Raw genomic sequence first — 24,959 nt, 5'->3', positions numbered from 1 at the left:
CGAATGCTTCGGAAATACCTGCCTTGGACATGAATGGCGCCAGCGCGGAACCCGCGCTGGCGAAAAATGCAACCCGTTGCGGATTCAGCGCGCGGCAGCACCCGAATTATCAGGGATACGTGCAGGGTGGAGATGCACAGCCCTCGGACCGTGTAGCACCGCGTCCGGCCACCGGCCCACTGACATGGGCGGCGAGCGGATAAGGTCCTGAAACAGATGCCTCCGGGCGTCCACGGCTGAAGGTTGATTCCTCCTCCTGACTGAGTGCACTTGGCCCGCTGGGTTGATTCGGATACCTATTCGAAAGCCACAAGGGCCAGCTAGGCACCGCAGCAAACAGGACGCGTCGTCGTGACAACGGCAGGCTGGGCAACCGGCTGGTGCCGAACGTCGCTCGACACGGGGGTGGCCCCGCCACCCTTTGCGCACCTTGGCACCGACCATGAGACGTCGTGTGTGCCGAACGCCGTTTCCGGCAGCCCGGAAACCGACGGTACAACATGAAAAGAATGCTGATTAACGCAACTCAACCCGAAGAGTTGCGTGTAGCCCTGGTGGACGGCCAACGCCTCTACGACCTGGACATCGAGTCCGGCGCCCGTGAGCAGAAAAAGGCCAACATCTACAAAGGCAAGATCACCCGCATCGAACCTAGCCTCGAAGCCGCCTTCGTCGACTTCGGCTCCGAACGTCACGGCTTCCTGCCGCTGAAAGAAATCTCCCGCGAGTACTTCAAGAAGTCCCCCGAAGGCCGCGTCAACATCAAGGACGTCCTCAGCGAAGGCCAGGAAGTCATCGTCCAGGTCGAGAAGGAAGAGCGCGGCAACAAAGGCGCCGCCCTCACCACCTTCATCAGCCTGGCCGGCCGCTACCTGGTGCTGATGCCTAACAACCCACGCGCTGGCGGCATCTCCCGCCGCATCGAAGGCGAAGAGCGCAACGAGCTGCGCGAAGCCCTGAACGGCCTGACCGTGCCGGGCGACATGGGCCTGATCGTGCGCACTGCCGGCCTTGGCCGCAGCAGCGAAGAAATGCAATGGGACCTCGACTACCTGCTGCAGCTGTGGACCGCCATCAAGGAAGCCTCCCTTGACCGCGCCGCGCCATTCCTGATCTATCAGGAAAGCAACGTCATCATCCGCGCCATCCGCGACTACCTGCGCCAGGACATCGGCGAAGTGCTGATCGACAGCATGGACGCTCAGGAAGAAGCCCTGACCTTCATCCGCCAGGTGATGCCGCAGTACGCCAGCAAGGTCAAGCTGTACGAAGACAGCGTCCCGCTGTTCAACCGCTTCCAGATCGAGAGCCAGATCGAGACCGCCTTCCAGCGCGTCGTCGACCTGCCGTCCGGCGGCTCGATCGTAATCGACCCGACCGAGGCCCTGGTCTCTATCGACATCAACTCGGCGCGCGCCACCAAAGGCAGCGACATCGAGGAAACCGCCCTGCAGACCAACCTGGAAGCGGCCGAAGAAATCGCCCGCCAACTGCGTCTGCGTGATATCGGCGGCCTGATCGTCATCGACTTCATCGACATGACCCCGGCCAAAAACCAGCGCGCCGTCGAAGAGCGTGTGCGTGAGTGCCTTGAGGCCGACCGCGCCCGCGTTCAGGTTGGCCGTATCTCGCGCTTCGGCCTGCTGGAAATGTCCCGTCAGCGCCTGCGACCATCGCTGGGCGAAAGCAGCGGCATCGTCTGCCCACGCTGCTCGGGTACCGGCATCATCCGTGACGTCGAGTCGCTGTCGCTGGCCATCCTGCGCCTGATCGAGGAAGAAGCGCTGAAGGACCGCACTGCCGAAGTGCGCGCCCAGGTGCCGATCCCGGTCGCTGCTTTCCTGCTGAACGAGAAACGCAACTCGATCACCAAGATCGAACTGCGCACCCGTGCACGCATCATCATCCTGCCGAACGATCACCTAGAAACCCCGCACTTCGAAGTCCAGCGCCTGCGCGACGACAACCCTGAAGTGCTGAACAACCTGTCCAGCTACGAGATCGCCGCCACCGAAACCGAAGAAGCGCCGCAGCCGACCGCCACCCGCACCCTGGTTCGCCAGGAAGCCGCGGTGAAGACTGCCCCGGCCCGCGCCAACGCGCCGGTGCCGAGCACTGTCGAAGAGCCGCAGCAACCTGCCGCACCGGTAGCCCCAGCGCCAAGCGCCCCAGAGCCAAGCCTGTTCAAAGGCCTGGTCAAGTCGCTGGTCAGCCTGTTCGCCGGCAAGGACGAACCGGTCGCCGCACCGGCCGTCACAGCCGAAAAACCAGCTGCTGAACGCACCCCACGCAACGAAGAGCGTCGCAACGGCCGCCAGCAGACCCGCAACCGTAACGGCCGTCGCGACGAAGAGCGCAAGCCACGCGAAGAGCGTGCCGAGCGCGCACCACGCGAAGAGCGTCAGCCTCGCGAAGAACGCGCACCACGTGAAGAACGTGCACCGCGTGAAGAACGTGCACCGCGCGAAGAGCGCCAACCACGTCAGCCTCGCGAAGACCGTCGTGGCAACCGCGAAGAACGCCCGGTACGCGAACTGCGCGAGCCGCTGGAAGCCACGCCGGCACCCGCTGCCCGTGAAGAGCGCCAGCCACGCGAAGAGCGTGTAGCCCGTGAAGAACGCGCCCCACGCGAAGAGCGTGCACCGCGTGAAGAGCGTGCCCCTCGCGAAGAGCGCGCGCCGCGTGAAGAACGTGCGCCGCGTGAAGAGCGTGCTCCGCGTGAAGAGCGTGCCCCGCGTGAAGAACGCGCACCCCGCGAAGAACGCGCCCCACGTGAAGAGCGTGCCCCACGCCCACCGCGTGAAGAGCGCCAGCCACGTGCCAGCGAAGAAGCCACCGAGCAGGCTGCAGAGCTTGCCGAAGAGCAACTGCCGAACGAAGAGCTGCTGCAAGACGAGCAGGAAGGCGCCGATGGCGAGCGTCCGCGCCGCCGTTCCCGCGGCCAGCGTCGTCGCAGCAACCGTCGCGAGCGTCAGCGCAATGCCAACGGTGAGCTGATCGAAGGTAGCGAAGACGACGGCAGCGAAGAGCAGCCACAACAGCACCAGGCCAGCGAGCTGGGTGCCGAACTGGCTGCCGGCCTGGCTGTGACCGCGGCTGTTGCCAGCAGCAGCATCAGTGCCGATGCCGAAGCCCAAGCCAATCAGCAGGCCGAGCGCGCCACCGCTGAAGTCGCCGAAACCGACACCCGCGAAGTCGCCAAGCCCGCCGAGCAGGTCGAAGCCGTTGCACAGGCCGAGGAAGTCGCCATTGCTCCGGTGGTCGAACAACCTGTCAGCGAACCCGTAGTGGTGGAAGCGACTGCCGAACCTGTGGTTGAAGTTGCGCCACAGCCGGTCGTGGAAGAAGCCCCTGCGGCCGAACCTGCAGTGGTTGCCGAAGCCCCAGTGGAAGCTCCAGCGGTCGAAGCCGGTGAAATCGAAAAGGCCCCGGCCTTCATCGAACAGGCACCGGTCATTGAAGCACCTGCTCCGGCTGCCGAAGCCCAACCGGAAGTGGTCGCTGAGCCTGCTCCAGTTGCGGTAGAGCCCGCACCGGTCGAAGCACCTGTGGTGGTTGAAACCGCCACTGTAATGCTGGCAAACGGCCGCGCGCCTAACGACCCACGTGAAGTGCGTCGCCGCAAGCGTGAAGCCGAGGCTGCGGCTAAAGCCGCGCAGGAAGCTGCTGCATCGACGCAGGAAACTGCCCTGGAAACCGCTGATGAGCACAAACCTCATCACGGCTGATAGCCAAGGCTGAATGAAAAAGCCCCGCCAGTGCGAACTGGCGGGGCTTTTTCTTGCTTGCCTCTATTTCAGGCCGCCCGAATCAGGTAGGAGCAGCCTTGTGCTGCGAAGAGGCCAGTGTAAACACCAAAGATCTACGGTGATTTCACCGGCCTCTTCGCAGCGCAAGGCTGCTCCTACAGGTGTGTAATTCCGCTTCCCTTATTCGCGCAGGGTCATCCCATTCGCGGGCAATGGCAGCGCCGTTTTATAGCGCACCTGCTTCAAGGCAAAACTCGACCGGATATTCGCCACGCCCGGCAACCGCGTCAGGTAATCGAGAAACCGCTCCAGCGCTTGAATACTGGGCAGCAACACCCGCAGCAGGTAATCCGGGTCGCCCGTCATCAGGTAGCACTCCATCACCTCGGGGCGCTCGGCGATCTCTTCCTCGAAGCGGTGCAGCGACTGCTCGACCTGTTTTTCCAGGCTCACATGGATGAACACATTCACGTCCAGCCCCAACGCCTCCGGCGACAACAAGGTCACCTGCTGGCGGATCACCCCCAGCTCTTCCATCGCTTTGACCCGATTGAAACAGGGGGTGGGCGACAGGTTGACCGAGCGCGCCAGCTCCGCGTTGGTGATGCGGGCGTTTTCCTGAAGGCTGTTGAGAATACCGATATCGGTACGATCGAGTTTGCGCATGAGACAAATTCACCGGTTTTTTGTGTTTATGCGGAATGTTTATCTGCGCCCGTCAGCAAAGGCAACCAACTTGAGAGAAAAATTCTCCTGCCGTGCCACTAAGATGTAGGTGACGCTGACTTACCAGTCACAAGCCGGTACTCAGCGGCGGCCGCTTCAGAGCTCACAAAAACAACATTCGAGCGAGCGTAAAAAGCATGAACGAGTACGCCCCCCTGCGTTTGCATGTGCCCGAGCCCACCGGCCGGCCAGGCTGCCAGACCGATTTTTCCTACCTGCGTCTGAACGATGCAGGTGTTGTCCGCAAACCGTCCATCGACGTCGACGCTGCCGACACCGCAGAGCTGTCCAACAGCCTGATCCGCGTGTTGGACGCGCACGGTGACGCCCTCGGCCCATGGGCCGAAGACATCGACCCGCAGGTGCTGCGCCAAGGCATGCGCGCCATGCTCAAGACGCGCATCTTCGACAGCCGCATGGTGGTTGCCCAGCGCCAGAAAAAGATGTCCTTCTACATGCAGAGCTTGGGCGAGGAAGCCATCGGCAGCGCCCAGGCCCTGGCCCTGAACCGCACCGACATGTGCTTCCCCACCTACCGCCAGCAGAGCATCCTGATGGCCCGCGACGTGTCACTGGTGGAGATGATCTGCCAGTTGCTGTCCAACGAGCGCGACCCGCTCAAGGGGCGCCAGCTGCCGATCATGTACTCGGTACGCGAGGCCGGGTTCTTCACCATCAGCGGCAACCTGGCGACCCAGTTCGTGCAGGCGGTCGGCTGGGCCATGGCCTCGGCGATCAAGGGCGATACCAAGATCGCCTCAGCCTGGATCGGCGACGGCGCCACCGCCGAGTCGGACTTCCATACCGCCCTGACCTTTGCCCACGTGTACCGCGCGCCGGTGATCCTCAACGTGGTCAACAACCAGTGGGCGATCTCCACCTTCCAGGCCATTGCTGGCGGTGAATCGACCACCTTCGCCGGCCGTGGCGTGGGCTGCGGTATCGCCTCCCTGCGCGTCGACGGCAACGACTTCGTCGCTGTGTACGCCGCCTCGCGCTGGGCCGCCGAACGCGCCCGCCGTGGCCTGGGCCCATGCCTGATCGAATGGGTCACTTACCGTGCCGGCCCGCACTCCACCTCCGACGACCCGTCCAAGTACCGCCCTGCCGATGACTGGAGCCACTTCCCGCTGGGCGACCCGATCGCCCGCCTGAAGCAGCATCTGATCAAGATCGGCCACTGGTCCGAGGAAGAGCACCAGGCGGTCACCGCCGAGTTCGAGGCTGCGGTCATCGCCGCGCAGAAGGAAGCTGAACAGTACGGCACCCTGGCCAACGGCCATATCCCGAGCGCGGCCTCGATGTTCGAGGACGTGTACAAGGAAATGCCCGAACACCTGCGCCGTCAACGCCAGGAACTGGGGGTTTGAGATGAACGACCATAACAACAGCATCAACCCGGAAACCGCCATGGCCACCACTACCATGACCATGATCCAGGCCCTGCGCTCGGCCATGGATATCATGCTTGAGCGTGACGACAATGTCGTGATCTACGGCCAGGACGTCGGCTACTTCGGTGGCGTGTTCCGCTGCACTGAAGGCTTGCAGACCAAGTACGGCAAGTCGCGCGTGTTCGACGCCCCGATCTCGGAAAGCGGCATCGTCGGCACTGCCGTGGGCATGGGCGCCTACGGCCTGCGCCCGGTGGTGGAAATCCAGTTTGCCGACTACTTCTACCCGGCCTCCGACCAGATCGTGTCGGAAATGGCCCGCCTGCGCTATCGCTCGGCCGGCGAGTTCATCTCCCCGCTGACCCTGCGCATGCCCTGCGGTGGCGGCATCTATGGCGGCCAGACGCACAGCCAGAGCCCCGAAGCGATGTTCACCCAGGTGTGCGGGCTCCGCACCGTCATGCCGTCCAACCCCTATGACGCCAAGGGCCTGCTGATCGCCTCGATCGAATGCGACGACCCGGTCATTTTCCTTGAGCCCAAACGCCTCTACAACGGCCCGTTCGACGGCCACCACGACCGCCCTGTGACGCCGTGGTCCAAGCACCCGCACAGCGCCGTGCCGGATGGCTACTACACCGTGCCGTTGGACAAGGCGGCAATCACCCGCCCCGGCAGCGACGTTACCGTGCTGACGTATGGCACCACGGTCTACGTGGCCCAAGTGGCCGCCGAGGAAACCGGCGTCGATGCCGAAGTCATCGACCTGCGCAGCCTGTGGCCGCTGGACCTGGAGACCATCGTCGCGTCGGTGAAAAAGACCGGCCGTTGCGTGGTGGTGCACGAGGCTACCCGCACCTGCGGTTTCGGTGCCGAGTTGGTGGCGCTGGTTCAGGAGCACTGCTTCCATCACCTCGAAGCGCCGATCGAGCGCGTCACCGGTTGGGACACCCCCTACCCTCACGCACAGGAATGGGCTTACTTCCCAGGGCCTTCGCGGGTAGGTGCGGCATTGAAACGGGTCATGGAGGTCTGAATGGGCACGCACGTCATCAAGATGCCGGACATTGGCGAAGGCATCGCGCAAGTCGAGTTGGTCGAGTGGTTCGTCAAGGTCGGTGATGTGATCGCCGAAGACCAGGTGGTGGCCGATGTCATGACCGACAAGGCGACCGTGGAAATCCCTTCGCCGGTCAGCGGCAAGGTATTGGCCCTGAGTGGCCAGCCGGGTGAGGTGATGGCGGTCGGCAGCGAGCTGATCCGCATCGAAGTGGAAGGCAGCGGCAACCATGTCGACGCGCCGCAGGGCAAGCCCGCTGAAGCCAAGCCCGTCGAGCCAGTGGCCGCGCCAGCAGCCAACACACCGCCAGCGCGTGCCGCCGTCGCAGCGCCAGCCTGCCAGGCCGCAGCCACCGCCACAGCCGCGCCCATCGTGCCGCGACAGGCGGGCGACAAGCCGCTGGCCTCCCCAGCTGTGCGCAAGCGTGCGCTGGATGCCGGCATCGAGCTGCGCTACGTGCATGGCAGCGGCCCAGCCGGGCGCATCCTGCACGAAGACCTCGATGCGTTCATGAGCAAGCCACAGACCGCCGCCGGGCAAGCGCCCAGTGGCTACGCCAAGCGTACCGACAGCGAGCAGGTGCAAGTCATCGGCCTGCGCCGCAAGATCGCCCAGCGCATGCAGGACGCCAAGCGCCGGGTCGCGCACTTCAGCTACGTCGAAGAGATCGACGTCACAGCCCTGGAAGCCCTGCGCCAGCAGCTCAACCAGAAGCACGGCGACAGCCGCGGCAAGCTGACCCTGCTGCCGTTTTTGGTCCGCGCGTTGGTCGTGGCCCTGCGCGACTTCCCGCAGATCAACGCCACCTATGACGACGAAGCGCAAATCATCACCCGCCATGGCGCGGTGCATGTGGGCATCGCCACCCAAGGCGACAATGGCCTGATGGTACCGGTACTGCGCCACGCCGAAGCCGGCAGCCTGTGGGGCAATGCCAGCGAGATCGGCCGTTTGGCGACCGCCGCGCGCAGCAACAAGGCCAGCCGCGAGGAATTGTCTGGCTCGACCATCACCCTGACCAGCCTCGGCGCGTTGGGCGGCATCGTCAGTACACCGGTGGTCAACACCCCGGAAGTGGCGATCGTCGGCGTCAACCGCATGGTCGAGCGGCCGATGGTGATCGACGGCCAGATCGTCATACGCAAGATGATGAACCTGTCCAGCTCGTTCGACCACCGGGTGGTCGACGGCATGGATGCTGCGCTGTTCATCCAGGCCGTGCGTGGCCTGCTTGAGCAACCCGCCTGCCTGTTCGTGGAGTGAGCATGCAACAGACTATCGAAACCACCCTGCTGATCATCGGCGGCGGCCCTGGCGGCTATGTGGCCGCCATCCGCGCCGGGCAATTGGGTATTCCCACCGTGCTGGTGGAAGGCCAGGCGTTGGGCGGCACTTGCCTCAACGTTGGCTGTATTCCGTCCAAGGCGCTGATTCATGTCGCCGAGCAGTTCCACCAGACCTCGCGCTACACCGAGCCATCGCCACTGGGCATCAGTGTCAGCTCACCGCGCCTGGACATCACCCGCAGCGTGGCCTGGAAAGACGGCATCGTCGACCGCCTGACCACCGGGGTGGCTGCCTTGCTGAAGAAGCACGGGGTCAAGGTGATCCATGGCTGGGCGAAGGTCCTCGACGGCAAGCATGTCGACGTCGACGGCCAACGCATCCAGTGCGAGCACCTGTTGCTGGCCACAGGTTCCAACAGCGTCGAACTGCCGATGCTGCCGCTGGGTGGGCCGATCATTTCCTCGACCGAAGCGTTGGCACCCGAAACCTTGCCGCGGCACCTGGTTGTGGTGGGCGGTGGTTATATCGGCCTGGAGTTGGGTATCGCCTACCGCAAGCTGGGCGCGCAGGTGAGCGTGGTGGAAGCGCGCGAGCGCATCCTGCCGACCTACGACAGCGAGCTGACCGCACCGGTGGCCGAGGCGCTGAAGAAGCTGGGCATTGCCGTGCACCTGGGCCATAGCGTCGAGGGTTACGAGAACGGTTGCCTGCTGGCCCGTGATGGCCAAGGCCAGCAACTGCGCCTGGAGGCCGACCGGGTGCTGGTGGCTGTCGGCCGGCGCCCGCGTACTCAAGGCTTCAACCTTGAATCGCTGGAACTGAAGATGAACGGCGCCGCCATCGCCATCGACGAACGCTGCCAGACCAGCATGCGCAATGTCTGGGCCATCGGCGATGTGGCGGGTGAACCAATGCTCGCACACCGGGCCATGGCCCAGGGCGAGATGGTCGCCGAGATCATCGCTGGCAAGGCACGGCGCTTCGAGCCGAATGCGATCGCCGCAGTGTGCTTTACCGACCCGGAAATCGTGGTGGTCGGCAAGACGCCGGAGCAAGCCAGCCAACAAGGCCTGGACTGCATCGTCGCGCAGTTCCCGTTCGCGGCAAATGGCCGGGCCATGAGCCTTGAGTCGAAAGCCGGCTTCGTGCGCGTGGTGGCGCGCCGCGACAATCACCTGATCTTGGGTTGGCAAGCGGTTGGCGTGGCGGTCTCGGAACTGTCCACGGCCTTTGCCCAATCGCTGGAAATGGGCGCCTGCCTTGAGGACATCGCCGGTACCATCCACGCCCACCCGACGCTGGGTGAAGCGGTACAGGAAGCTGCGTTGCGTGCACTGGGCCACGCCTTGCATATCTGACACTGAAGCGGCTGAGGCCGATTTGGCCCGCTGCGCCGCAAGGCGCCGCGGGTCTTTTTTCTTTCGCTCAGCGGGGACCTGTGGCGGCCAAAGGGGCCGCTGTGCGACCCATCGCAGCGGCCCCATTCACCCATCGTCAGCTCATTCAGCTATCGCGTTCTTACCCGCGCCTTTGGCGCGATACAGGGCTTTGTCAGCGCGGGCCAACAAATCATCCGGGTCTTGACCCTCCTGCCACTGCACCACCCCATAGCTCATGGTCAGGCGACACTCGCCTACCGGCTCCACCTGCTCCATCACCTGGCGCAACCGTGCGGCCACTTCAAGCGCATCGTCCAGCGCCGTCTGCGGCAGCACGATGACGAACTCGTCACCGCCCCAGCGCGCCAACAGGTCATGCTCGCGCAGGCAGGTGCGCAGGTTGTCGACCACCTGCACCAGCGCCGCATCGCCACGGGCATGGCCGTAATGATCGTTGATCGGCTTGAAGTCATCCACGTCCATGGCAATTAGCGACAAGGGGTGGCGGAAGCGCTGGGCGCGCTCGCACTCTTGCAGCAACACCTTTTCCAGCCGGTACCGATTGGCGATGCGGGTCAACGCATCGCGTTCGGCCAGTTCGCGGTTTTCATCCAGCTGACGCTGCAATTGCTGGTTGACCCAGGACAGCTCGCGGGTGCGCTCGGCCACCAGGCCTTCCAGCGACAGGTTCTGCTGCTCAAGCTGGGCCACCCGTCGCTTGCCGGCATCGATATTGCGGTGGGCGCCAAGCATGCGGGCCACCGAGCCGTCGTCGTTGCGGTCGATGATGTAGCCGCTGTCTTCGATCCACAGGTAGCTGCCATCCTGGCAGCGGCAGCGGTACTCGATCAGGTAGCGCTCGTTGCGGTTATTGATGTAGGCCTCGAAATGCGCCATGACCCGCGGGTAGTCCTCCGGGTGAATCACGCTTTCCCAGGTCAGCACCGAGTTGGCCATGGAATGACTGGCATAGCCGAGCATGGCGTACCAGCCTGGGTTGCGGTAGACGTAGCCGGTGTTGGCATTCCAGTCCCAGATGCCGTCACTTACCAACTCGAACAAGGTTTGCAGCTGCTGCTCACTGAAACCGGCGGGTGCCGGCATGGTTTCCTGACTCATGGACGCTCTCCCTGATGCCCAGCAACTGCGCTCCGTTCAAGGGGCTGCCGACAGTATTGATGGTTGCCGCATGCGGCAAGGCAATGCCTCTGACGGGCAAGCATATGCCCACCGGAAAGTAACCGGAATAGGCCCGAAGGCCTATTTTCGGCCTGTTCAGTGCTGGCATGGCTTTTGCGCGGAGTGCCTGCCAATGAGATTTCCAGGAGGAAACATGATAATCGCCCCCAACGGCGTCAGCTGGCAGCCCACAGTTCACCAACCCCAGCGCGCCACCGATGAACAGGCCGTCGCCCAAGCCGCGCAACTGCGCGCGCCAGCGGCCACCGGCAACACCGCAGCGCAACAGCACAGCCAAGGCAACACCTCACAGCAAAACGCCGAGGATGCGCGCGAAGAAGCCTTTGCCAAACTCAAGGTAGCGCTGCAAAACCCTGAGGTCGCTGCGCGCCAGCAAGCCGATGCTGAAACAGAGACGACCAGTAGCGCCCTGCAAGAGTTTCGCGACTACATGGCCAAATCACCTGGCGAGATGATCAAGGAAAAATTACTGCGTGAGATCGGCATTACGCCAGAGGAGTACAACGCCTTGCCGCCGGAGATGAAGGCAAAGGTCGACGAACTGATCGCCCAGCGCATGAAAGAGGACATGCACCAAAAGGTACAAGCGAAGATCGAGGAGCAGGTCGCCGCATCGGAAGATGAGGATCCGGTAGCCAGCCTGGTGTGACGCCGCGGTGGCGGTTGATTTGGATAGACCAAGGTTTCGTATAAGATATCCGCAATGCCACCTGCTGGAAAATCCTGTGCCGCTGCCGTCCTTCAAAGCCACCAACCTGGGGGCGACCCCTTCTATGTCGGAAATCATCGCCAAGCACCTGCGTGAGGCGATCATTTCAGGCCAGCTCGCCGAAGGCGAACCCGTGCGCCAGGACGAAGTGGCGCACGCCTTCAATGTCAGCAAGATTCCCGTACGTGAAGCCTTGAAACGCCTTGAAGCGGAAGGCCTGGTGGACTTTCATCGCAACCGTGGCGCATTGGTCACGCGCATCTCGGAGCCGGAACTGGCGCAGATGTTCGAGGTGAGGGTGTTGTTGGAAGTGAAGGCGATCCGCCTGGCGATCCCCAACATGACCGAAGAACACTTTGCCCGTGCTGAAGCTATCTGCGCAGAATTCATCGGCGAGGATGACATCGGCCGTTGGGCCGACCTCAACTGGGCGTTGCACGCTTGTTTGTACGAGCCTGCAAAACGCCCCTACTTGATCAGCCTGATTCGCTCCATTCATGACAAGGTCGAACGTTATTTGCGCATGCAGATGAGTTTGTCGGCGGGCAAGGACCGAGCCGATCACGAGCATCGCGATATCGTCGCCGCCTGCCGTGCACGGGATGTGGAGCTAGCTGCTCGGCTGATCGAAGCGCACATCAATGGTGTGTGCCAAAGCCTTTACGATCACCTGCCCCATAACTAATTCTCTCACCCACCGCGCGCCCTTTATAGGCGCAGCCTTGTGCTGCGAAGAGGCCGGTAATAACCCCGTTAATCTTCGCAGGCGGCGCTGACCGCTTCGCAGCACAAGGCTGCTCCTACACGCATTACCGTGAGCGGTCTGTTTGGCTTCGTTTTTGCTTATCTAGATATCGTATACGAAATACCATATAAGGAATGCACGGCATCCAATCGATGCCGAACTGCCTACTCCTTCTTCCAATAATACGTATCGGAGTGCAAAACGATGGCCACACCCTCAACGGCGGCATCAGTGAGTGCCGCGAACACAGCAGACAAGGCGCCTGCAGGCATCAAACGTGTGGTGGCAGCCGCGATGGCGGGCGCTGTTGCCGAGTGGTACGAGTTCTTCCTCTATGGCACAGCATCGGCCTTGGTGTTCGGCCAGCTGTTCTTCCGCCAGACCGGCAGTGCAATGGACGGCATCATCGCGGCTTTCGCGCTTTACGCCGTGGGCTTTCTCGCACGCCCCATCGGCGGCTTGGTGTTTGGCCACTACGGCGACAAGGTCGGCCGCAAGCACCTGCTGCAGATCAGCCTGATCGTCGTCGGGGTGACCACCTTCCTGATGGGCTGCTTGCCCACCTTCGAACGCATCGGCTACGCCGCCCCCATCCTGCTGGTGGTACTGAGGTTGATCCAGGGCTTTGCCTTTGGCGGTGAATGGGGCGGCGCGGTATTGCTGGTGTCCGAACACAGCCCGGACAACCGCCGCGGATTCTGGGCCAGCTGGCCGCAAGCCGGCGTGCCAGCAGGCAACCTGATTGCCACGGTCATCCTCTTGCTGCTCTCCACCAACCTGACTGAAGCGCAGTTCCTGGACTGGGGCTGGCGCGTTGCGTTCTGGTTCTCGGCGGTGGTCGTGCTGATTGGCTACTGGATCCGTACCCGGGTCGACGATGCGCCCATCTTCAAAGAAGCCCAGGCCCGCCAGCAGTTGATGGAAAGCCAGCAACTGGGCGTGGTCGAGGTGGTCACCAAATACTGGCGCGAGGTGCTGATCGGCATTGGTGCGCGGTTTGCCGAAAACATTCTGTACTACATCGTCGTCACCTTCTCCATCACCTACCTGAAGCTGGTGGTGCACAAGGACACGTCACAGGTCCTGCTGCTGATGTTTGGCGCACACCTGCTGCACTTCTTCATGATCCCGTTCATGGGCTACCTCTCGGACATCATCGGGCGCAAGCCGGTGTACCTGATCGGCGCCGTGCTCACCGCCTTCTGGGGGTTCATCGGCTTCCCGATGATGGACACCGGCAACAACTGGCTGATCATGGCCGCCATCACCCTGGGCCTGGCCATCGAGTCGATGACCTACGCGCCCTACTCCGCCCTGATGGCCGAGCTGTTCCCCACCCATGTGCGCTACACCGCCCTGTCGCTGTGCTACCAAGTCGCGCCGATCCTCGCCGGTTCGCTGGCCCCGCTGATCGCAGTGACCCTGCTCAAGGAATACAACAGCTCCACACCGATCGCCTGGTACCTGGTGGTTTCCGCCGTGATCTCGATCATTGCCGTCGCCGGTGCCAGGGAGACACGCGGCAAGTCGCTGCGGGCGGTGGACGAAGAATCCGTGGCGCGCACTGCCAAGCGCTGACCGACCAACAAGAATGACAACTCTCGAGGTAATGACCATGAGCAACATCTTCACCGGCACCATCCCCGCACTGATGACACCTTGCACCCCGGACCGCAAACCGGACTTCGACGCGCTGGTACGCAAAGGCCGCGAGCTGATCGACGCTGGCATGAGCGCCGTGGTGTATTGCGGCTCCATGGGCGACTGGCCGCTGCTGACCGAGGCCGAGCGCCAGGAAGGCGTGGCCCGCCTGGTCGCCGCCGGCATCCCGACCATCGTTGGCACCGGTGCGGTCAATTCCCGCGAAGCCGTGGCCCATGCCGCCCATGCCGCCAAAGTCGGCGCCCAGGGCTTGATGGTGATCCCCCGCGTGCTGTCCCGCGGCGCCTCGGCGGTAGCCCAAAAGGCCCACTTCAAGGCCATTCTCGACGCTGCCCCTCAGCTGCCAGCGGTGATCTACAACAGCCCGTACTATGGCTTCGCGACCCGCGCCGACCTGTTTTTCGACCTGCGCCGCGAGCACCCGAACCTGATCGGCTTCAAGGAATTCGGCGGCGGTGCCGACCTGCGCTATGCCGCAGAATTCATCACCTCCAAAGATGACGACGTGACCTTGATGGTAGGCGTCGATACCCAGGTGGTGCACGGTTTCGTCAACTGCAATGCCACCGGCGCCATCACTGGCATCGGCAATGCCCTGCCGCGCGAAGTGCTGCACCTGGTCGCGCTGGCCAAACGCGCAGCCAAAGGCGATGCAAAAGCGCGCCGGCTGGCCGGCGAGCTGGAAGCGGCCCTGGCCGTGCTGTCATCGTTCGATGAAGGCTGCGACCTGGTCCTGTACTACAAGCACCTGATGGTGCTCAATGGCGACCAGGAATACGCCCTGCACTTCAACGAAAGCGATGCATTGAGCGACGCCCAACGCCGCTATGCCGAACAGCAGTACGCGTTGTTCCGCACCTGGTACGCCGATTGGTCCGCGGCCAACAACATAGACTGACCGCGCTGACGCAAAGCCCCCTTCCTCTGGCAGGGGGCAACACCTTTAGCACGCAGCCATTGCGGGCAACTTTCACGCGCATTACCTTGGGAGCGAGCCCCCCTCTCCCGGACACCGTCAAGGAATTCAAATGCCGTACCCCAGCGCGACCCAAGCGTTCAGACAAGGCGCCCACAGCGTCCTGCCGTTGACCTCCGGGGTCGTGCCCTTCGGCTTGATCACCGGGGTCACGGCCATCGGCCTGGGCCTGTCGCCCGCCGATGCCATCGGTATGACGTTGCTGTTCTATTCAGGCTCCGCGCAGATGGTGGTGATGCAATTGATGCAAAGCGGCGCCCTGCCGGTGACGATGGTGGTCACGGCACTGGTGATCAACCTTCGCTTCCTGATGTACAGCGCCAGCCTCGCCCCGCACCTGAGCCACCTGCCACGGCGGCATAAATGGCCGATGGCCTACCTGCTTTCCGACCAGTCCTTTGCCTTGTGCTCATTGAAGATGTCTTCAGGCGAACTCGGGCGCTTCGCCTTTCACTACTACGCTGGCACGGCGATTACCATGTGGTTTGGCTGGAACCTTTCGGTGCTGGCCGGCATGTACTTGGGCGCTGGCATCCCCGAAGATTGGTCGCTGGGCTTTGCCATTCCTTTGTCGTTCCTGGCGCTGCTAATCCCCAGCATCCGTAACCGGGCGACGCTCGGCGCAGCGCTGACCGGTGGCCTGCTCGCGGTGCTGGCGGTCGACCTGCCATATAACCTGGGCCTGTTGGCGGGTGCATTGGGTGGGATCATCGCCGGCTTGACCCTAGAGAACCTGCGGAAAACAAAAGCCGTACAGCCCGTGGCGGATGAACACATCGAGCAGGACGCATGATGAGCGAAATGAGCCAGTGGATTACCTTCCTGCTGATCGGCCTGGGCACCTTCGCGGTCCGCTTGTCGTTCATCGAGTTCTACACCGTGCTGCGCATCCCGCCGCTGTTTCGCCGCGCGTTGGCCTACGTGCCGGCCAGCGTGCTGGCCGCATTGGTGCTGCCGGCCGTGGTGTTCCCTGACCGGCACGCCGACTTCGACTGGATGAACCCGCAGATTCCCGCCGCGATACTGGCGGGCCTGGTGGCCTGGCGTACGCGCAGCACGCTGTTGACGCTGGGCGTGGGCATGGGCGCGCTGTGGGCATTGAAGCACTGGGGGCTGTAGGCAACGTGTGCGCACGTTTGCCGACAAAAGCGTCGGAGGGTGATGAAGGTGTGGAGTCGCTCGGAAGGAAATGGCGTCCCAGGCAGGAATTGAACCTGCAACCTTCCCCTTAGGAGGGGGATGCTCTATCCAATTGAGCTACTGAGACGCTAGAACCGGGCAGTGAACACTGCACAGTTGGACGGCCAGCATGTTAACCAGCATGCTGCCGTTTGTCATGCTGCAACAGGCCTTTTTCACGTAATCCTTTTCTGCGGTTCCGTGGCTGGTTGGGTCAGGTACCGGATTACGCCTTCATCATGAAGCAGTTTGAACAATCCGGTCACCGCTGCGTCGAGCGTAGTGGAATTGTCCAGCACATGCACCGCAGGGTCATTGAAGGCTTGCAGCCCCGCATTACGCGCCAACCGCTGTTCGATCTCGTCCGGGGTTTCTCTGCCTCTGGCCAGCAAGCGCTGGCGCAATACCTGGGGCTTCACGTCGATGAGCACTGCCAGAAGATCCGGGTAGCGCCGCTGCGCTTCAGCCAGATAGGCGCGGGAGCCATTCACCAGCACCGCGCTGCCCGCTTCCAGCCATTGATCAACGTGCTGCGGGATCCCGTAGCTCAGGCCATTGGCTTGCCAATGCATGGCAAATCCACCCTGCGCACGCATCGCTTCGAACTGTTGGGCAGTGACGCCTTGGGCTGCTTCACCCTTGGCTTCGGCCGAACGCGTGATGATGCGGCGAGCAATTTTTACCCCGGCAGCAGTGAGTTGCTCGCGCGCGGCATCGATCAGGGAATCTTTCCCTGAACCCGACGGTCCTATCAGAAATATCAGGCGGCCTGTCGCTGATCGCCGTGCGCTTGCGTCATGTTGCATAGCCACTATGCTCTATGGAAGGAAACCCGCGCATTCTAGGAGTTTTCTTGGCCTTTTGCTGCGTTTTACCAGTTTTTGACGGCAGAAGACTGACGGCGGGACAAGTCGGAGCATGTAAAACTTTTCAAACCAGTGCTCATTTCTGATAATTGGTACTGGCATAAAGCCTTTACCGGGCTCACTATTTGTCACAGAATTGACGCCAAGGAAACGGCGACCATGAGGCAAGATGAGCATCCAATTTTCCACGAGGGTTGAACATTTTGTTGTCGCCACGGTCGTATTTCCACCCCGTGCGGCCAATTTGAGAACCGCGTCCCCTGAACCAGTAAATCCGGTCAATTTATATGCGCCCAATGAAACAGGCTATTTACTCCAGCCGCACTGCTGACAAGTTTGTCGTCCGCCTGCCAGATGGGATGCGTGAGCGCATTGCCGAGGTAGCGCGCAACCATCACCGCAGCATGAACTCCGAGATCATCGCGCGCCTGGAACAGAGCCTTATCCAGGAAGGCGCGTTGGGTGACGAGCTGAGCATGCGCCTGGACAGCCCTGAACTGTCCCTGCATGAGCGCGAGTTGCTGCAACGCTTCCGCCAACTGTCCCACCGCCAGCAGAACGCCCTGGTCGCCCTCATCGCTCACGATGTAGAAATGGCCGCCGACGCTTCCTGAAGGTTGCTAGCGAACACAAAAAAGCCAGCGTAAGCTGGCTTTTTTATTGTTCGTCACATCATTAGCAATCGTGTGTAGGAGCAGCCTTGCACTGCGAAGAGGCCAGTGACAACGCCATGAATGTTGGCTGCTACAGCGGCCCTCTTCGCAGCACAAGGCTGCTGCTACAGGCCATAGGCTGGCCCCCAATAATCAGAGCAGGAACAGCGTCGCCAAGCCCAGGAAGATAAAGAACCCGCCGCTGTCGGTCACTGCCGTGATCATCACGCTGGAGCCCATCGCCGGATCGCGCCCCAGGCGTGTCAGGGTCATCGGGATCAACACCCCCATCAACGCTGCCAACAGCAGGTTCAAGGTCATTGCCGCGGTCATCACCAGGCCCAATGACCAACTGCCATACAGCCAGAACGCCACCGCACCGATCACGCCACCCCAGATCAAGCCGTTGAGCAACGAAACTGCTAGCTCCTTGCGCATCAGGCGGCTGGTATTGCCTGGCGACACCTGGTCCAGCGCCATCGCACGCACGATCATGGTGATGGTCTGGTTGCCGGAGTTACCACCGATGCCCGCCACGATCGGCATCAAGGCGGCCAGCGCCACCAGCTTCTCGATCGACCCCTCGAACAGGCCGATCACCCGTGAAGCCAGGAATGCAGTAATCAGGTTGATGGCCAGCCACGCCCAGCGGTTGCGCAGCGAACGCCAGACCGAGGCGAAGATGTCTTCTTCTTCGCGCAGGCCGGCCATGTTGAGCACTTCGCTCTCGCTCTCTTCACGAATCAGGTCGACCATTTCGTCAATGGTCAGACGGCCGATCAGGCGATCGCTCTTGTCCACCACCGGGGCGGATACGAGGTCATAACGTTCAAAGGCTTGAGCCGCGTCGTAGGCATCTTCCTCGGGGTGGAAGGACACAGGGTCGGTCGCCATGACCTCTGCCACCTTCTTGTCCGGGTCGTTGACCAGCAGGCGCTTGATGGGCAGCACGCCCTTGAGAATGCCGTCATAGTCGACCACGAACAGTTTGTCGGTGTGGTTCGGCAGCTCTTTCAGGCGGCGCAGGTAACGCAATACGACTTCGAGGCTGACGTCTTCGCGGATGGTGACCATCTCGAAGTCCATCAACGCACCGACCTGCTCCTCGTCGTAGCTCAGCGCCGAACGCACGCGCTCGCGTTGCTGGGCATCGAGGGTTTCCATCAACTCGTGAACGACGTCGCGCGGTAGCTCGGGCGCCAGGTCGGCCAGTTCGTCGGCGTCCATTTCCTTGGCAGCGGCGAGCAGTTCGTGATCGTCCATGTCGGCGATCAGCGATTGGCGAACCGAATCGGATACTTCAAGCAGGATGTCGCCGTCGCGGTCCGAGCGCACCAGCTGCCAGACCGTCAGGCGGTCTTCCAGGGGCAATGCTTCGAGGATGTAGGCGACGTCGGCGGGGTGCAGGTCATCGAGCTTGCGCTGCAGCTCAACGAGGTTCTGGCGGTGGACGAGGTTTTCGACCAGGTCGTGATGAGCACCCTCCTGGCGGTGGGTGAGGTCTTCGACCACGCGCTGGCGCTGCAGCAGTTCGACCACCTGAGCCAGGCGATCCTGCAGGCTCTCTTGCGCTTTCTTTACTTCTACTTCAGTCATAGGCGAACTCCACTCCCAGCAGCGGAGCACGCCGGGGGAATCAATCGGTCAGATCTTTCTGTATGAATCTTGTTAAGGAGTAACTACTGGGTAAGTCCATGGTGGTATTCCACAAGCCCCGGCGGGGCTGACGGGCGCAATCATACACTGCCTAAGCTGTCAGATCGCTTAAATTTTTGGCCAGAACAATCGTTTGCGAGATAAAGCTAGGACAACGCTCGAAGCTATGTGTGCGACGGCGGGAGCAAAAGAAAAAACACAAATGCCGCGCAAAAGATTATCGGGCCGGTTTATGTGCAGTCTAGCGGGCATCACTGAGAAACAGTGAACGGGAGAAAACAAAAAGCCCGCTCATTTGAGCGGGCTTTTTGATTGTATGGCGGACTCAGCAGGATTCGAACCTGCGACCGCTCGGTTCGTAGCCGAGTACTCTATCCAGCTGAGCTATGAGTCCGTGGTCGGTATTTTTAGGCCAGATTACCACTGGCTTGTTGAAGCGTCTTTGCAAGCAGAGCCACTTCAAAAGTGGCGGACTCAGCAGGATTCGAACCTGCGACCGCTCGGTTCGTAGCCGAGTACTCTATCCAGCTGAGCTATGAGTCCGTGGTTGGTAGTTTTAGACCAGATTACCACTGGTTGTTTGAAGTAGCCTTGTAAGCAAAGCCACTTCAAAAGTGGCGGACTCAGCAGGATTCGAACCTGCGACCGCTCGGTTCGTAGCCGAGTACTCTATCCAGCTGAGCTATGAGTCCGTGTCTTGCCGCGCATTATAGGTCGCTGAAACATTTTTGCAAGAACTTTTTTCGTTTAATTTCAACTACTTAGCGTTCTTACTGTTTACAGCGGCCTAAGCGAATAATGGCGGTGAAGGGGGGATTCGAACCCCCGATACCCTTATGAGGTATACTCCCTTAGCAGGGGAGCGCCTTCGGCCACTCGGCCACCTCACCGCAACACGAGGCGAATATTAAAGAACCTCTTTCACCTTTGCAACCCTTTTTTTGAAAAAAACTTCAAAAGAATTAAAGGCTTGGCTCCTCGTCCTTCTCTTTCTTGATCCGCAGGTAGATTTCCTCGCGGTGCACAGCCACTTCTTTCGGGGCGCTGACGCCAATACGCACCTGGTTGCCTTTGACGCCAAGCACCGTCACGGTGATCTCGCCGTCTCCAATGATCAGGCTCTCGGCGCACCGGCGAGTCAGAATCAACATAGCTTTCTCCTTACGCAAAACATTCAGGGATAACAGTCTTTGGTATCGGGGGCCTGGTCGCGGACGACGACCCAGCCCTGGTTGCCCACCCCGCAGCAGCGTGCGTGGCGAGCAGAAACGCGAAGGGCGCGGCAAGCCGCGCCCTTCCAGGCAGCGCCTTACTCGCCCTGTCGGGCAGGAGCGTCCAGTTCGAACGCGGTGTGCAGCGCGCGTACGGCCAGCTCCAGGTACTTCTCTTCGATCACGACCGAAACCTTGATCTCGGAGGTGGAGATCATCTGGATGTTGATGCTCTCCTTGGCCAGGGCTTCGAACATGCGGCTGGCAACGCCTGCGTGGGAGCGCATGCCAACGCCAACGATCGAGACCTTGGCGATCTTGGTGTCGCCGATCACTTCGCGGGCACCGATTTCACGGGCGGTGTTCTCCAGCACGTTCTGCGCCTTCTCGTACTCGTTGCGGTGTACGGTGAAGGTGAAGTCGGTGGTGTTATCGTGCGCCACGTTCTGCACGATCATGTCGACCTCGATGTTCGAGGCGCTGATCGGGCCGAGGATCTTGAAGGCCACGCCCGGGGTGTCCGGCACGCCGCGAATGGTCAGCTTGGCTTCATCACGGTTGAAGGCGATACCGGAAATGATCGGCTGTTCCATGGATTCCTCTTCATCAATGGTAATGAGGGTACCCGGACCCTCCTTGAAGCTGTGCAGCACGCGCAGCGGGACGTTGTACTTGCCGGCGAACTCCACCGAACGGATCTGCAGCACCTTGGAGCCGAGGCTGGCCATTTCCAGCATCTCTTCGAAGGTGATCTTCTCCAGGCGCTGTGCCTGCGGCACCACGCGCGGGTCAGTGGTGTAGACGCCATCCACGTCGGTGTAGATCTGGCACTCGTCAGCCTTGAGCGCCGCCGCCAGGGCGACGCCGGTGGTGTCGGAGCCGCCACGGCCAAGGGTGGTGATGCTGCCGTGCTCGTCGACCCCCTGGAAACCTGCAACCACGACCACACGCCCTTCCTTGAGGTCGGCGCGAATCTTCTGGTCGTCGATCTGCAGGATGCGGGCTTTGTTGTGCGAGCTGTCGGTCAGAATGCGCACCTGGTTACCGGTGTAGGACACCGCTGGCACACCACGCTTGATCAAGGCCATGGTCAGCAGGGCAATGGTGACCTGCTCACCGGTCGACACGATCACATCCAGTTCACGCGGAACCGGCTGATCGGTGATCTGCTTGGCCAGATCGATCAGGCGATTGGTTTCACCGCTCATGGCCGACAGCACGACCACCAGGTCGTCGCCCGCCTCACGGTGTTTCTTGACCTTTTCGGCTACCTGCTCGATCCGCTCGATGGAACCGACAGAGGTGCCGCCAAATTTCTGTACGATCAACGCCATTTCAATGGTGCCTCAGCCCATACAGGGCCCCAAAAAACAATCCAACATGAAGGAGCCGGCGACTAGACCGCCGGCCCCCTCATCTCAAAGTCCCTGCTCTGCGAACGGCACGGCCAGCGCCAGGGCCTGGTCCAGCGCAGCGACGTCGACGCCGCCACCCTGGGCCATGTCCGGACGGCCACCGCCCTTGCCACCCACTGCCGCAGCGGCTTGTTTCATCAGATCGCCAGCCTTGAGTTGGCTGGAGAGGTCCTTGGTCACGCCGGCCACCAGCACGACCTTGCCCTCATGCTCACTGCCCAGCAGGATCACTGCGTGGCCGAGCTTGTTCTTCAGCTGATCGACCAGGGCCAGCAAGGCCTTGCCATCTTGCCCATCCAGGCGAGCGGCAAGCACCTTGGCACCCTTGACCTCAACGGCCGCGTTGGAGAGATCATCCCCGGCGGCGCTGGCGGCCTTGGCCTGCAGCTGTTCCAGCTGCTTCTCCAGCTGACGGTTGCGCTCGAGCACCGCCGACAGCTTGTCGATCAGGTTGTCACGGTTACCCTTGACCAGTTGCGCGGCTTCCTTCACCTGCTCTTCGGCAGCATTCAGGTAGGCCAGCGCAGCCGCGCCGGTAACCGCTTCGATACGACGTACCCCAGAGGCCACGCCGCCTTCGCTGATGATCTTGAACAGGCTGATATCGCCGGTGCGCTTGGCATGGATACCCCCGCACAGCTCCACCGAGAAGTCGCCACCCATGCTCAGCACGCGCACGGTATCGCCGTACTTCTCGCCGAACAAGGCCATGGCGCCTTTGCGCTTGGCGGTCTCGATGTCGGTCACCTCGGTCAGCACCTCGGTGTTGCGGCGCACTTCACGGTTGACGATGTCTTCCAGCGCCTTGATCTGCTCTGGCTTGACCGCCTCGAAGTGGCTGAAGTCGAAACGCAGGCGCTGGCTGTCGACCAGCGAGCCCTTCTGCTGTACGTGATCGCCCAGCACCTGGCGCAGCGCTTCGTGCAGCAGGTGAGTGGCGGAGTGGTTCAGCGAGGTGGCGTGCTGCACGTCGGCGTCGACCTTGGCCTCGACCTCGGCACCCACGCTCAATGCACCGCTGGCAACCACACCGTGGTGCAGGAAGGCACCGCCGGTCTTGGTGGTATCGCGCACGTCAAAGCGCACGGCGCCGGCCTGCAGGAAGCCGCTGTCACCCACCTGGCCGCCGGATTCGGCGTAGAACGGCGTGCGGTCGAGGATCACCACGCCCTGCTCGCCTTCGCCCAACTGCTCGACGGCCTGGCCGTCCTTGTACAGGGCAATGACCTTGGCCTGGCCTTCGGTGGTGGTGTAGCCCAGGAAGTCCGTGGCGGTGTCGACCTTGACCAGGCTGTTGTAGTCCATGCCGAAGGCGCTGGCAGAGCGCGCACGCTCACGCTGAGCGTCCATTTCACGCTCGAAACCGGCTTCGTCGATGGTCAGCTCGCGCTCGCGAGCGATGTCGGCGGTCAGGTCCATGGGGAAGCCGTAGGTGTCGTACAGTTTGAACACCACGTCACCCGGCACCACGTCACCCTGCAGTTGCGCCAGGTCCTGCTCGAGGATGCGCAGGCCTTGCTCCAGGGTCTTGGCGAATTGCTCTTCTTCAGCCTTGAGCACGCGCTCGATATGCGCCTGCTGGCTCTTCAGCTCTGGGAAGGCTTCGCCCATCTCGGCCACCAGTGCGGCAACGATCTGGTAGAAGAAGCTGCCCTTGGCGCCCAGCTTGTTGCCGTGGCGGCAAGCGCGGCGAATGATGCGGCGCAGCACGTAGCCACGGCCTTCGTTGGACGGCAGCACGCCGTCTGCGATCAGGAAGCCGCACGAACGGATATGGTCGGCGACCACTTTCAGCGACGCCTGGCTGTCATTGCTGCAACCGATGGCCTTGGCCGCGGCGCTGAGCAGGTTCTGGAACAGGTCGATCTCGTAGTTCGAGTGAACATGCTGCAGTACCGCACTGACACGCTCCAGGCCCATGCCGGTGTCTACCGAGGGGGCAGGCAGCGGGTGCAGGACGCCATCGGCGGTGCGGTTGAACTGCATGAAGACGTTGTTCCAGATCTCGATGTAGCGGTCGCCGTCTTCTTCCGGCGAGCCGGGTGGGCCGCCCCAGATGTCGGCGCCGTGGTCGTAGAAGATCTCGGTGCAAGGGCCGCACGGGCCGGTATCGCCCATGGTCCAGAAGTTGTCGGACGCGTACGGGGCGCCTTTGTTGTCACCGATGCGCACCATGCGCTCGGCCGGCACGCCGATTTCCTTGGTCCAGATGTCGTACGCTTCGTCATCGGTGGCGTAGACGGTGACCCAGAGCTTTTCCTTCGGCAGGTTCAGCCACTTGTCCGAGGTCAGGAAGGTCCAGGCGTAGGTGATCGCGTCGCGCTTGAAATAGTCGCCGAAGCTGAAGTTGCCCAGCATCTCGAAGAACGTATGGTGACGCGCGGTGTAGCCGACGTTTTCCAGGTCGTTGTGCTTGCCACCGGCGCGTACGCATTTCTGGCTGCTGACGGCGCGGGTGTAGGCGCGCTTTTCCTGGCCGAGGAAGCAGTCCTTGAACTGGTTCATGCCGGCGTTGGTAAACAGCAGGGTCGGGTCATTGCCCGGGATCAGGGAGCTGGAGGCAACTCGGGTGTGTCCCTGCTCTTCGAAGAAGCGAAGGAAGGCTTCACGGATTTCTGCGCTTTTCATAGGTTCTTCCACGGAAACGGCGGCCCTGGTGGGCAAACGCGTCGACGAAACGACGGCAAAGGGCCGCATTATATCGGTCCTGCAAACTCGGTGCAGTGTGTTTATGCGATGGAAAACGTCGAATAGACGGTTTTCAGGCGGTTGCAAACGAAAATGACATGATCGGATGCTAATTGCAGCCTTTCGCCACTGGCAAGCCCATTACGGCCGAAGGGAAGGGAAAATGGAATAGACGGTGAATTAAAAGGTTTTCAGGGTGAAACAGGATCCAATAAACCTGCATTTCCGGTAGGAGCAGCCTTGTGCTGCTCCTATGTATGGACTCGCCCACACTGTCTAGCTGCTTTTGAACTTAGGAACCCGGTTGCATCTATGTATCAGGCCTATTCGAGGAAGCTTTTTGCTTCTGGCCAACATCGTGGTGAGCTCGCAGCGTGCCGTTTACATTGAGGCCATTCATCAGG

19 protein-coding genes and 5 tRNA genes are annotated in these 24,959 nt (G+C 61.7%); 12 read left to right on the top strand and 12 right to left on the bottom strand.

Translation table 11 applies throughout. From position 1 onward, the window contains the following. The first annotated feature begins 500 nt into the window (after window positions 1-500). Window positions 501-3,728, top strand: a complete 3,228-nt coding sequence (gene rne / locus HU750_RS20210; protein WP_186681990.1) for a ribonuclease E — start codon at window positions 501-503, stop codon at window positions 3,726-3,728. Window positions 3,729-3,929: 201 nt separating this feature from the next. On the opposite strand, the gene bkdR is transcribed toward rne, so the two are convergent. Beyond that, window positions 3,930-4,415 (bottom strand): Bkd operon transcriptional regulator BkdR, encoded by a 486-nt coding sequence (gene bkdR / locus HU750_RS20205; RefSeq protein WP_027593063.1) that lies wholly within the window; start codon window positions 4,413-4,415, stop codon window positions 3,930-3,932. Between the two features lie 197 nt (window positions 4,416-4,612). On the opposite strand from bkdR, the gene HU750_RS20200 reads away from it, so the two are divergent. Genes HU750_RS20200 through lpdA form a run of 4 tightly spaced genes read left to right on the top strand, consistent with a single transcriptional unit; the run spans window position 4,613 to window position 9,574 of the window. Beyond that, window positions 4,613-5,845 (top strand): 3-methyl-2-oxobutanoate dehydrogenase (2-methylpropanoyl-transferring) subunit alpha, encoded by a 1,233-nt coding sequence (locus HU750_RS20200; RefSeq protein WP_027593064.1) that lies wholly within the window; start codon window positions 4,613-4,615, stop codon window positions 5,843-5,845. A gap of 1 nt (window position 5,846) precedes the next feature. Then, a complete protein-coding gene (locus HU750_RS20195) occupies window positions 5,847-6,905 on the top strand; it encodes an alpha-ketoacid dehydrogenase subunit beta (protein ID WP_186681988.1) in 1,059 nt (352 codons plus the stop codon). Continuing rightward, the gene (locus HU750_RS20190; RefSeq protein WP_186681986.1) at window positions 6,906-8,192 is read left to right on the top strand and encodes a dihydrolipoamide acetyltransferase family protein; all 1,287 of its coding nucleotides are present in this window, start codon (window positions 6,906-6,908) and stop codon (window positions 8,190-8,192) included. 2 nt (window positions 8,193-8,194) lie between these two features. Continuing rightward, window positions 8,195-9,574, top strand: a complete 1,380-nt coding sequence (gene lpdA, locus HU750_RS20185) for a dihydrolipoyl dehydrogenase (protein ID WP_186681984.1) — start codon at window positions 8,195-8,197, stop codon at window positions 9,572-9,574. A gap of 141 nt (window positions 9,575-9,715) precedes the next feature. Here lpdA and HU750_RS20180 read toward each other — a convergent pair whose 3' ends face one another. Continuing rightward, on the bottom strand, window positions 9,716-10,714 hold the full coding sequence (locus tag HU750_RS20180; RefSeq protein ID WP_186681982.1) for a sensor domain-containing diguanylate cyclase: 999 nt from the start codon (window positions 10,712-10,714) through the stop codon (window positions 9,716-9,718). A 214-nt stretch (window positions 10,715-10,928) separates the two neighbouring features. Between HU750_RS20180 and HU750_RS20175 the strand changes: the two genes are divergently transcribed. From HU750_RS20175 to HU750_RS20150, 6 genes are all read left to right on the top strand, one after another. Beyond that, a complete protein-coding gene (locus HU750_RS20175) occupies window positions 10,929-11,444 on the top strand; it encodes a hypothetical protein (RefSeq protein WP_099454960.1) in 516 nt (171 codons plus the stop codon). Between the two features lie 124 nt (window positions 11,445-11,568). Further along, complete coding sequence (locus HU750_RS20170; protein WP_186682068.1) at window positions 11,569-12,189, top strand: GntR family transcriptional regulator; 621 nt, start codon at window positions 11,569-11,571, stop codon at window positions 12,187-12,189. A gap of 264 nt (window positions 12,190-12,453) precedes the next feature. Then, window positions 12,454-13,827, top strand: coding sequence for a fosfomycin efflux MFS transporter AbaF (abaF, locus tag HU750_RS20165; RefSeq protein ID WP_273003976.1), 1,374 nt, complete (start codon window positions 12,454-12,456; stop codon window positions 13,825-13,827). A gap of 37 nt (window positions 13,828-13,864) precedes the next feature. Then, window positions 13,865-14,809 (top strand): dihydrodipicolinate synthase family protein, encoded by a 945-nt coding sequence (locus HU750_RS20160; RefSeq protein WP_420876197.1) that lies wholly within the window; start codon window positions 13,865-13,867, stop codon window positions 14,807-14,809. 130 nt (window positions 14,810-14,939) lie between these two features. Then, window positions 14,940-15,680 carry an AzlC family ABC transporter permease gene (locus tag HU750_RS20155; protein WP_186681980.1) on the top strand — a complete coding sequence of 247 codons (741 nt, stop codon included), beginning with the start codon at window positions 14,940-14,942 and terminating at the stop codon, window positions 15,678-15,680. Then, window positions 15,680-16,006 (top strand): branched-chain amino acid transport AzlD family protein, encoded by a 327-nt coding sequence (locus tag HU750_RS20150; RefSeq protein ID WP_099430121.1) that lies wholly within the window; start codon window positions 15,680-15,682, stop codon window positions 16,004-16,006. Before HU750_RS20155 ends, HU750_RS20150 begins: the two co-directional genes overlap by 1 nt. A 71-nt stretch (window positions 16,007-16,077) precedes the next feature. Here the strand turns inward: HU750_RS20150 and HU750_RS20145 are convergent. Together HU750_RS20145 and phnN are read right to left on the bottom strand one after the other, a co-directional pair. Further along, window positions 16,078-16,154 (bottom strand) — tRNA-Arg (locus HU750_RS20145). Between the two features lie 88 nt (window positions 16,155-16,242). Further along, the gene (gene phnN / locus HU750_RS20140; protein ID WP_186681978.1) at window positions 16,243-16,872 is read right to left on the bottom strand and encodes a phosphonate metabolism protein/1,5-bisphosphokinase (PRPP-forming) PhnN; all 630 of its coding nucleotides are present in this window, start codon (window positions 16,870-16,872) and stop codon (window positions 16,243-16,245) included. Between the two features lie 347 nt (window positions 16,873-17,219). Between phnN and HU750_RS20135 the strand changes: the two genes are divergently transcribed. Then, complete coding sequence (locus HU750_RS20135; protein WP_003254499.1) at window positions 17,220-17,546, top strand: Arc family DNA-binding protein; 327 nt, start codon at window positions 17,220-17,222, stop codon at window positions 17,544-17,546. Between the two features lie 192 nt (window positions 17,547-17,738). Here HU750_RS20135 and mgtE read toward each other — a convergent pair whose 3' ends face one another. The 8 genes from mgtE to alaS all read right to left on the bottom strand — a co-directional run bounded on the left by mgtE (window position 17,739) and on the right by alaS (window position 24,495). Further along, a complete protein-coding gene (gene mgtE / locus HU750_RS20130) occupies window positions 17,739-19,181 on the bottom strand; it encodes a magnesium transporter (protein WP_027593075.1) in 1,443 nt (480 codons plus the stop codon). Window positions 19,182-19,558: 377 nt separating this feature from the next. Then, a tRNA-Arg gene (locus HU750_RS20125) sits at window positions 19,559-19,635 on the bottom strand. Window positions 19,636-19,707: 72 nt separating this feature from the next. Continuing rightward, a tRNA-Arg gene (locus HU750_RS20120) sits at window positions 19,708-19,784 on the bottom strand. Between the two features lie 72 nt (window positions 19,785-19,856). Then, window positions 19,857-19,933 (bottom strand) — tRNA-Arg (locus tag HU750_RS20115). Window positions 19,934-20,040: 107 nt separating this feature from the next. Then, window positions 20,041-20,131, bottom strand: a tRNA-Ser gene (locus HU750_RS20110). Window positions 20,132-20,203: 72 nt separating this feature from the next. Then, complete coding sequence (gene csrA / locus HU750_RS20105) at window positions 20,204-20,392, bottom strand: carbon storage regulator CsrA (RefSeq protein WP_003254503.1); 189 nt, start codon at window positions 20,390-20,392, stop codon at window positions 20,204-20,206. A gap of 158 nt (window positions 20,393-20,550) precedes the next feature. After that, the gene (locus tag HU750_RS20100; RefSeq protein ID WP_027593076.1) at window positions 20,551-21,786 is read right to left on the bottom strand and encodes an aspartate kinase; all 1,236 of its coding nucleotides are present in this window, start codon (window positions 21,784-21,786) and stop codon (window positions 20,551-20,553) included. Between the two features lie 84 nt (window positions 21,787-21,870). Beyond that, on the bottom strand, window positions 21,871-24,495 hold the full coding sequence (gene alaS, locus HU750_RS20095; protein ID WP_085272489.1) for an alanine--tRNA ligase: 2,625 nt from the start codon (window positions 24,493-24,495) through the stop codon (window positions 21,871-21,873). Window positions 24,496-24,959 lie beyond the last annotated feature (464 nt).

It is taken from the genome of Pseudomonas sp. SWRI50 (assembly GCF_014269095.1).
GTDB classification, from domain to species: domain Bacteria; phylum Pseudomonadota; class Gammaproteobacteria; order Pseudomonadales; family Pseudomonadaceae; genus Aquipseudomonas; species Aquipseudomonas kermanshahensis.
This window is presented reverse-complemented; position numbering and strand designations above follow the sequence as displayed.

Excerpts from the sequence above, each read along its gene's own strand:
- rne (WP_186681990.1), top strand. The coding sequence starts at position 501 with ATGAAAAGAATGCTGATTAACGCAACTCAACCCGAAGAGTTGCGTGTA.
- bkdR (WP_027593063.1), bottom strand. The coding sequence starts at position 4,415 with ATGCGCAAACTCGATCGTACCGATATCGGTATTCTCAACAGCCTTCAG.
- HU750_RS20200 (WP_027593064.1), top strand. The coding sequence starts at position 4,613 with ATGAACGAGTACGCCCCCCTGCGTTTGCATGTGCCCGAGCCCACCGGC.
- HU750_RS20195 (WP_186681988.1), top strand. The coding sequence starts at position 5,847 with ATGAACGACCATAACAACAGCATCAACCCGGAAACCGCCATGGCCACC.
- HU750_RS20190 (WP_186681986.1), top strand. The coding sequence starts at position 6,906 with ATGGGCACGCACGTCATCAAGATGCCGGACATTGGCGAAGGCATCGCG.
- lpdA (WP_186681984.1), top strand. The coding sequence starts at position 8,195 with ATGCAACAGACTATCGAAACCACCCTGCTGATCATCGGCGGCGGCCCT.
- HU750_RS20180 (WP_186681982.1), bottom strand. The coding sequence starts at position 10,714 with ATGAGTCAGGAAACCATGCCGGCACCCGCCGGTTTCAGTGAGCAGCAG.
- HU750_RS20175 (WP_099454960.1), top strand. The coding sequence starts at position 10,929 with ATGATAATCGCCCCCAACGGCGTCAGCTGGCAGCCCACAGTTCACCAA.
- HU750_RS20170 (WP_186682068.1), top strand. The coding sequence starts at position 11,569 with ATGTCGGAAATCATCGCCAAGCACCTGCGTGAGGCGATCATTTCAGGC.
- abaF (WP_273003976.1), top strand. The coding sequence starts at position 12,454 with ATGGCCACACCCTCAACGGCGGCATCAGTGAGTGCCGCGAACACAGCA.
- HU750_RS20160 (WP_420876197.1), top strand. The coding sequence starts at position 13,865 with ATGAGCAACATCTTCACCGGCACCATCCCCGCACTGATGACACCTTGC.
- HU750_RS20155 (WP_186681980.1), top strand. The coding sequence starts at position 14,940 with ATGCCGTACCCCAGCGCGACCCAAGCGTTCAGACAAGGCGCCCACAGC.
- HU750_RS20150 (WP_099430121.1), top strand. The coding sequence starts at position 15,680 with ATGAGCGAAATGAGCCAGTGGATTACCTTCCTGCTGATCGGCCTGGGC.
- phnN (WP_186681978.1), bottom strand. The coding sequence starts at position 16,872 with ATGCAACATGACGCAAGCGCACGGCGATCAGCGACAGGCCGCCTGATA.
- HU750_RS20135 (WP_003254499.1), top strand. The coding sequence starts at position 17,220 with ATGCGCCCAATGAAACAGGCTATTTACTCCAGCCGCACTGCTGACAAG.
- mgtE (WP_027593075.1), bottom strand. The coding sequence starts at position 19,181 with ATGACTGAAGTAGAAGTAAAGAAAGCGCAAGAGAGCCTGCAGGATCGC.
- csrA (WP_003254503.1), bottom strand. The coding sequence starts at position 20,392 with ATGTTGATTCTGACTCGCCGGTGCGCCGAGAGCCTGATCATTGGAGAC.
- HU750_RS20100 (WP_027593076.1), bottom strand. The coding sequence starts at position 21,786 with ATGGCGTTGATCGTACAGAAATTTGGCGGCACCTCTGTCGGTTCCATC.
- alaS (WP_085272489.1), bottom strand. The coding sequence starts at position 24,495 with ATGAAAAGCGCAGAAATCCGTGAAGCCTTCCTTCGCTTCTTCGAAGAG.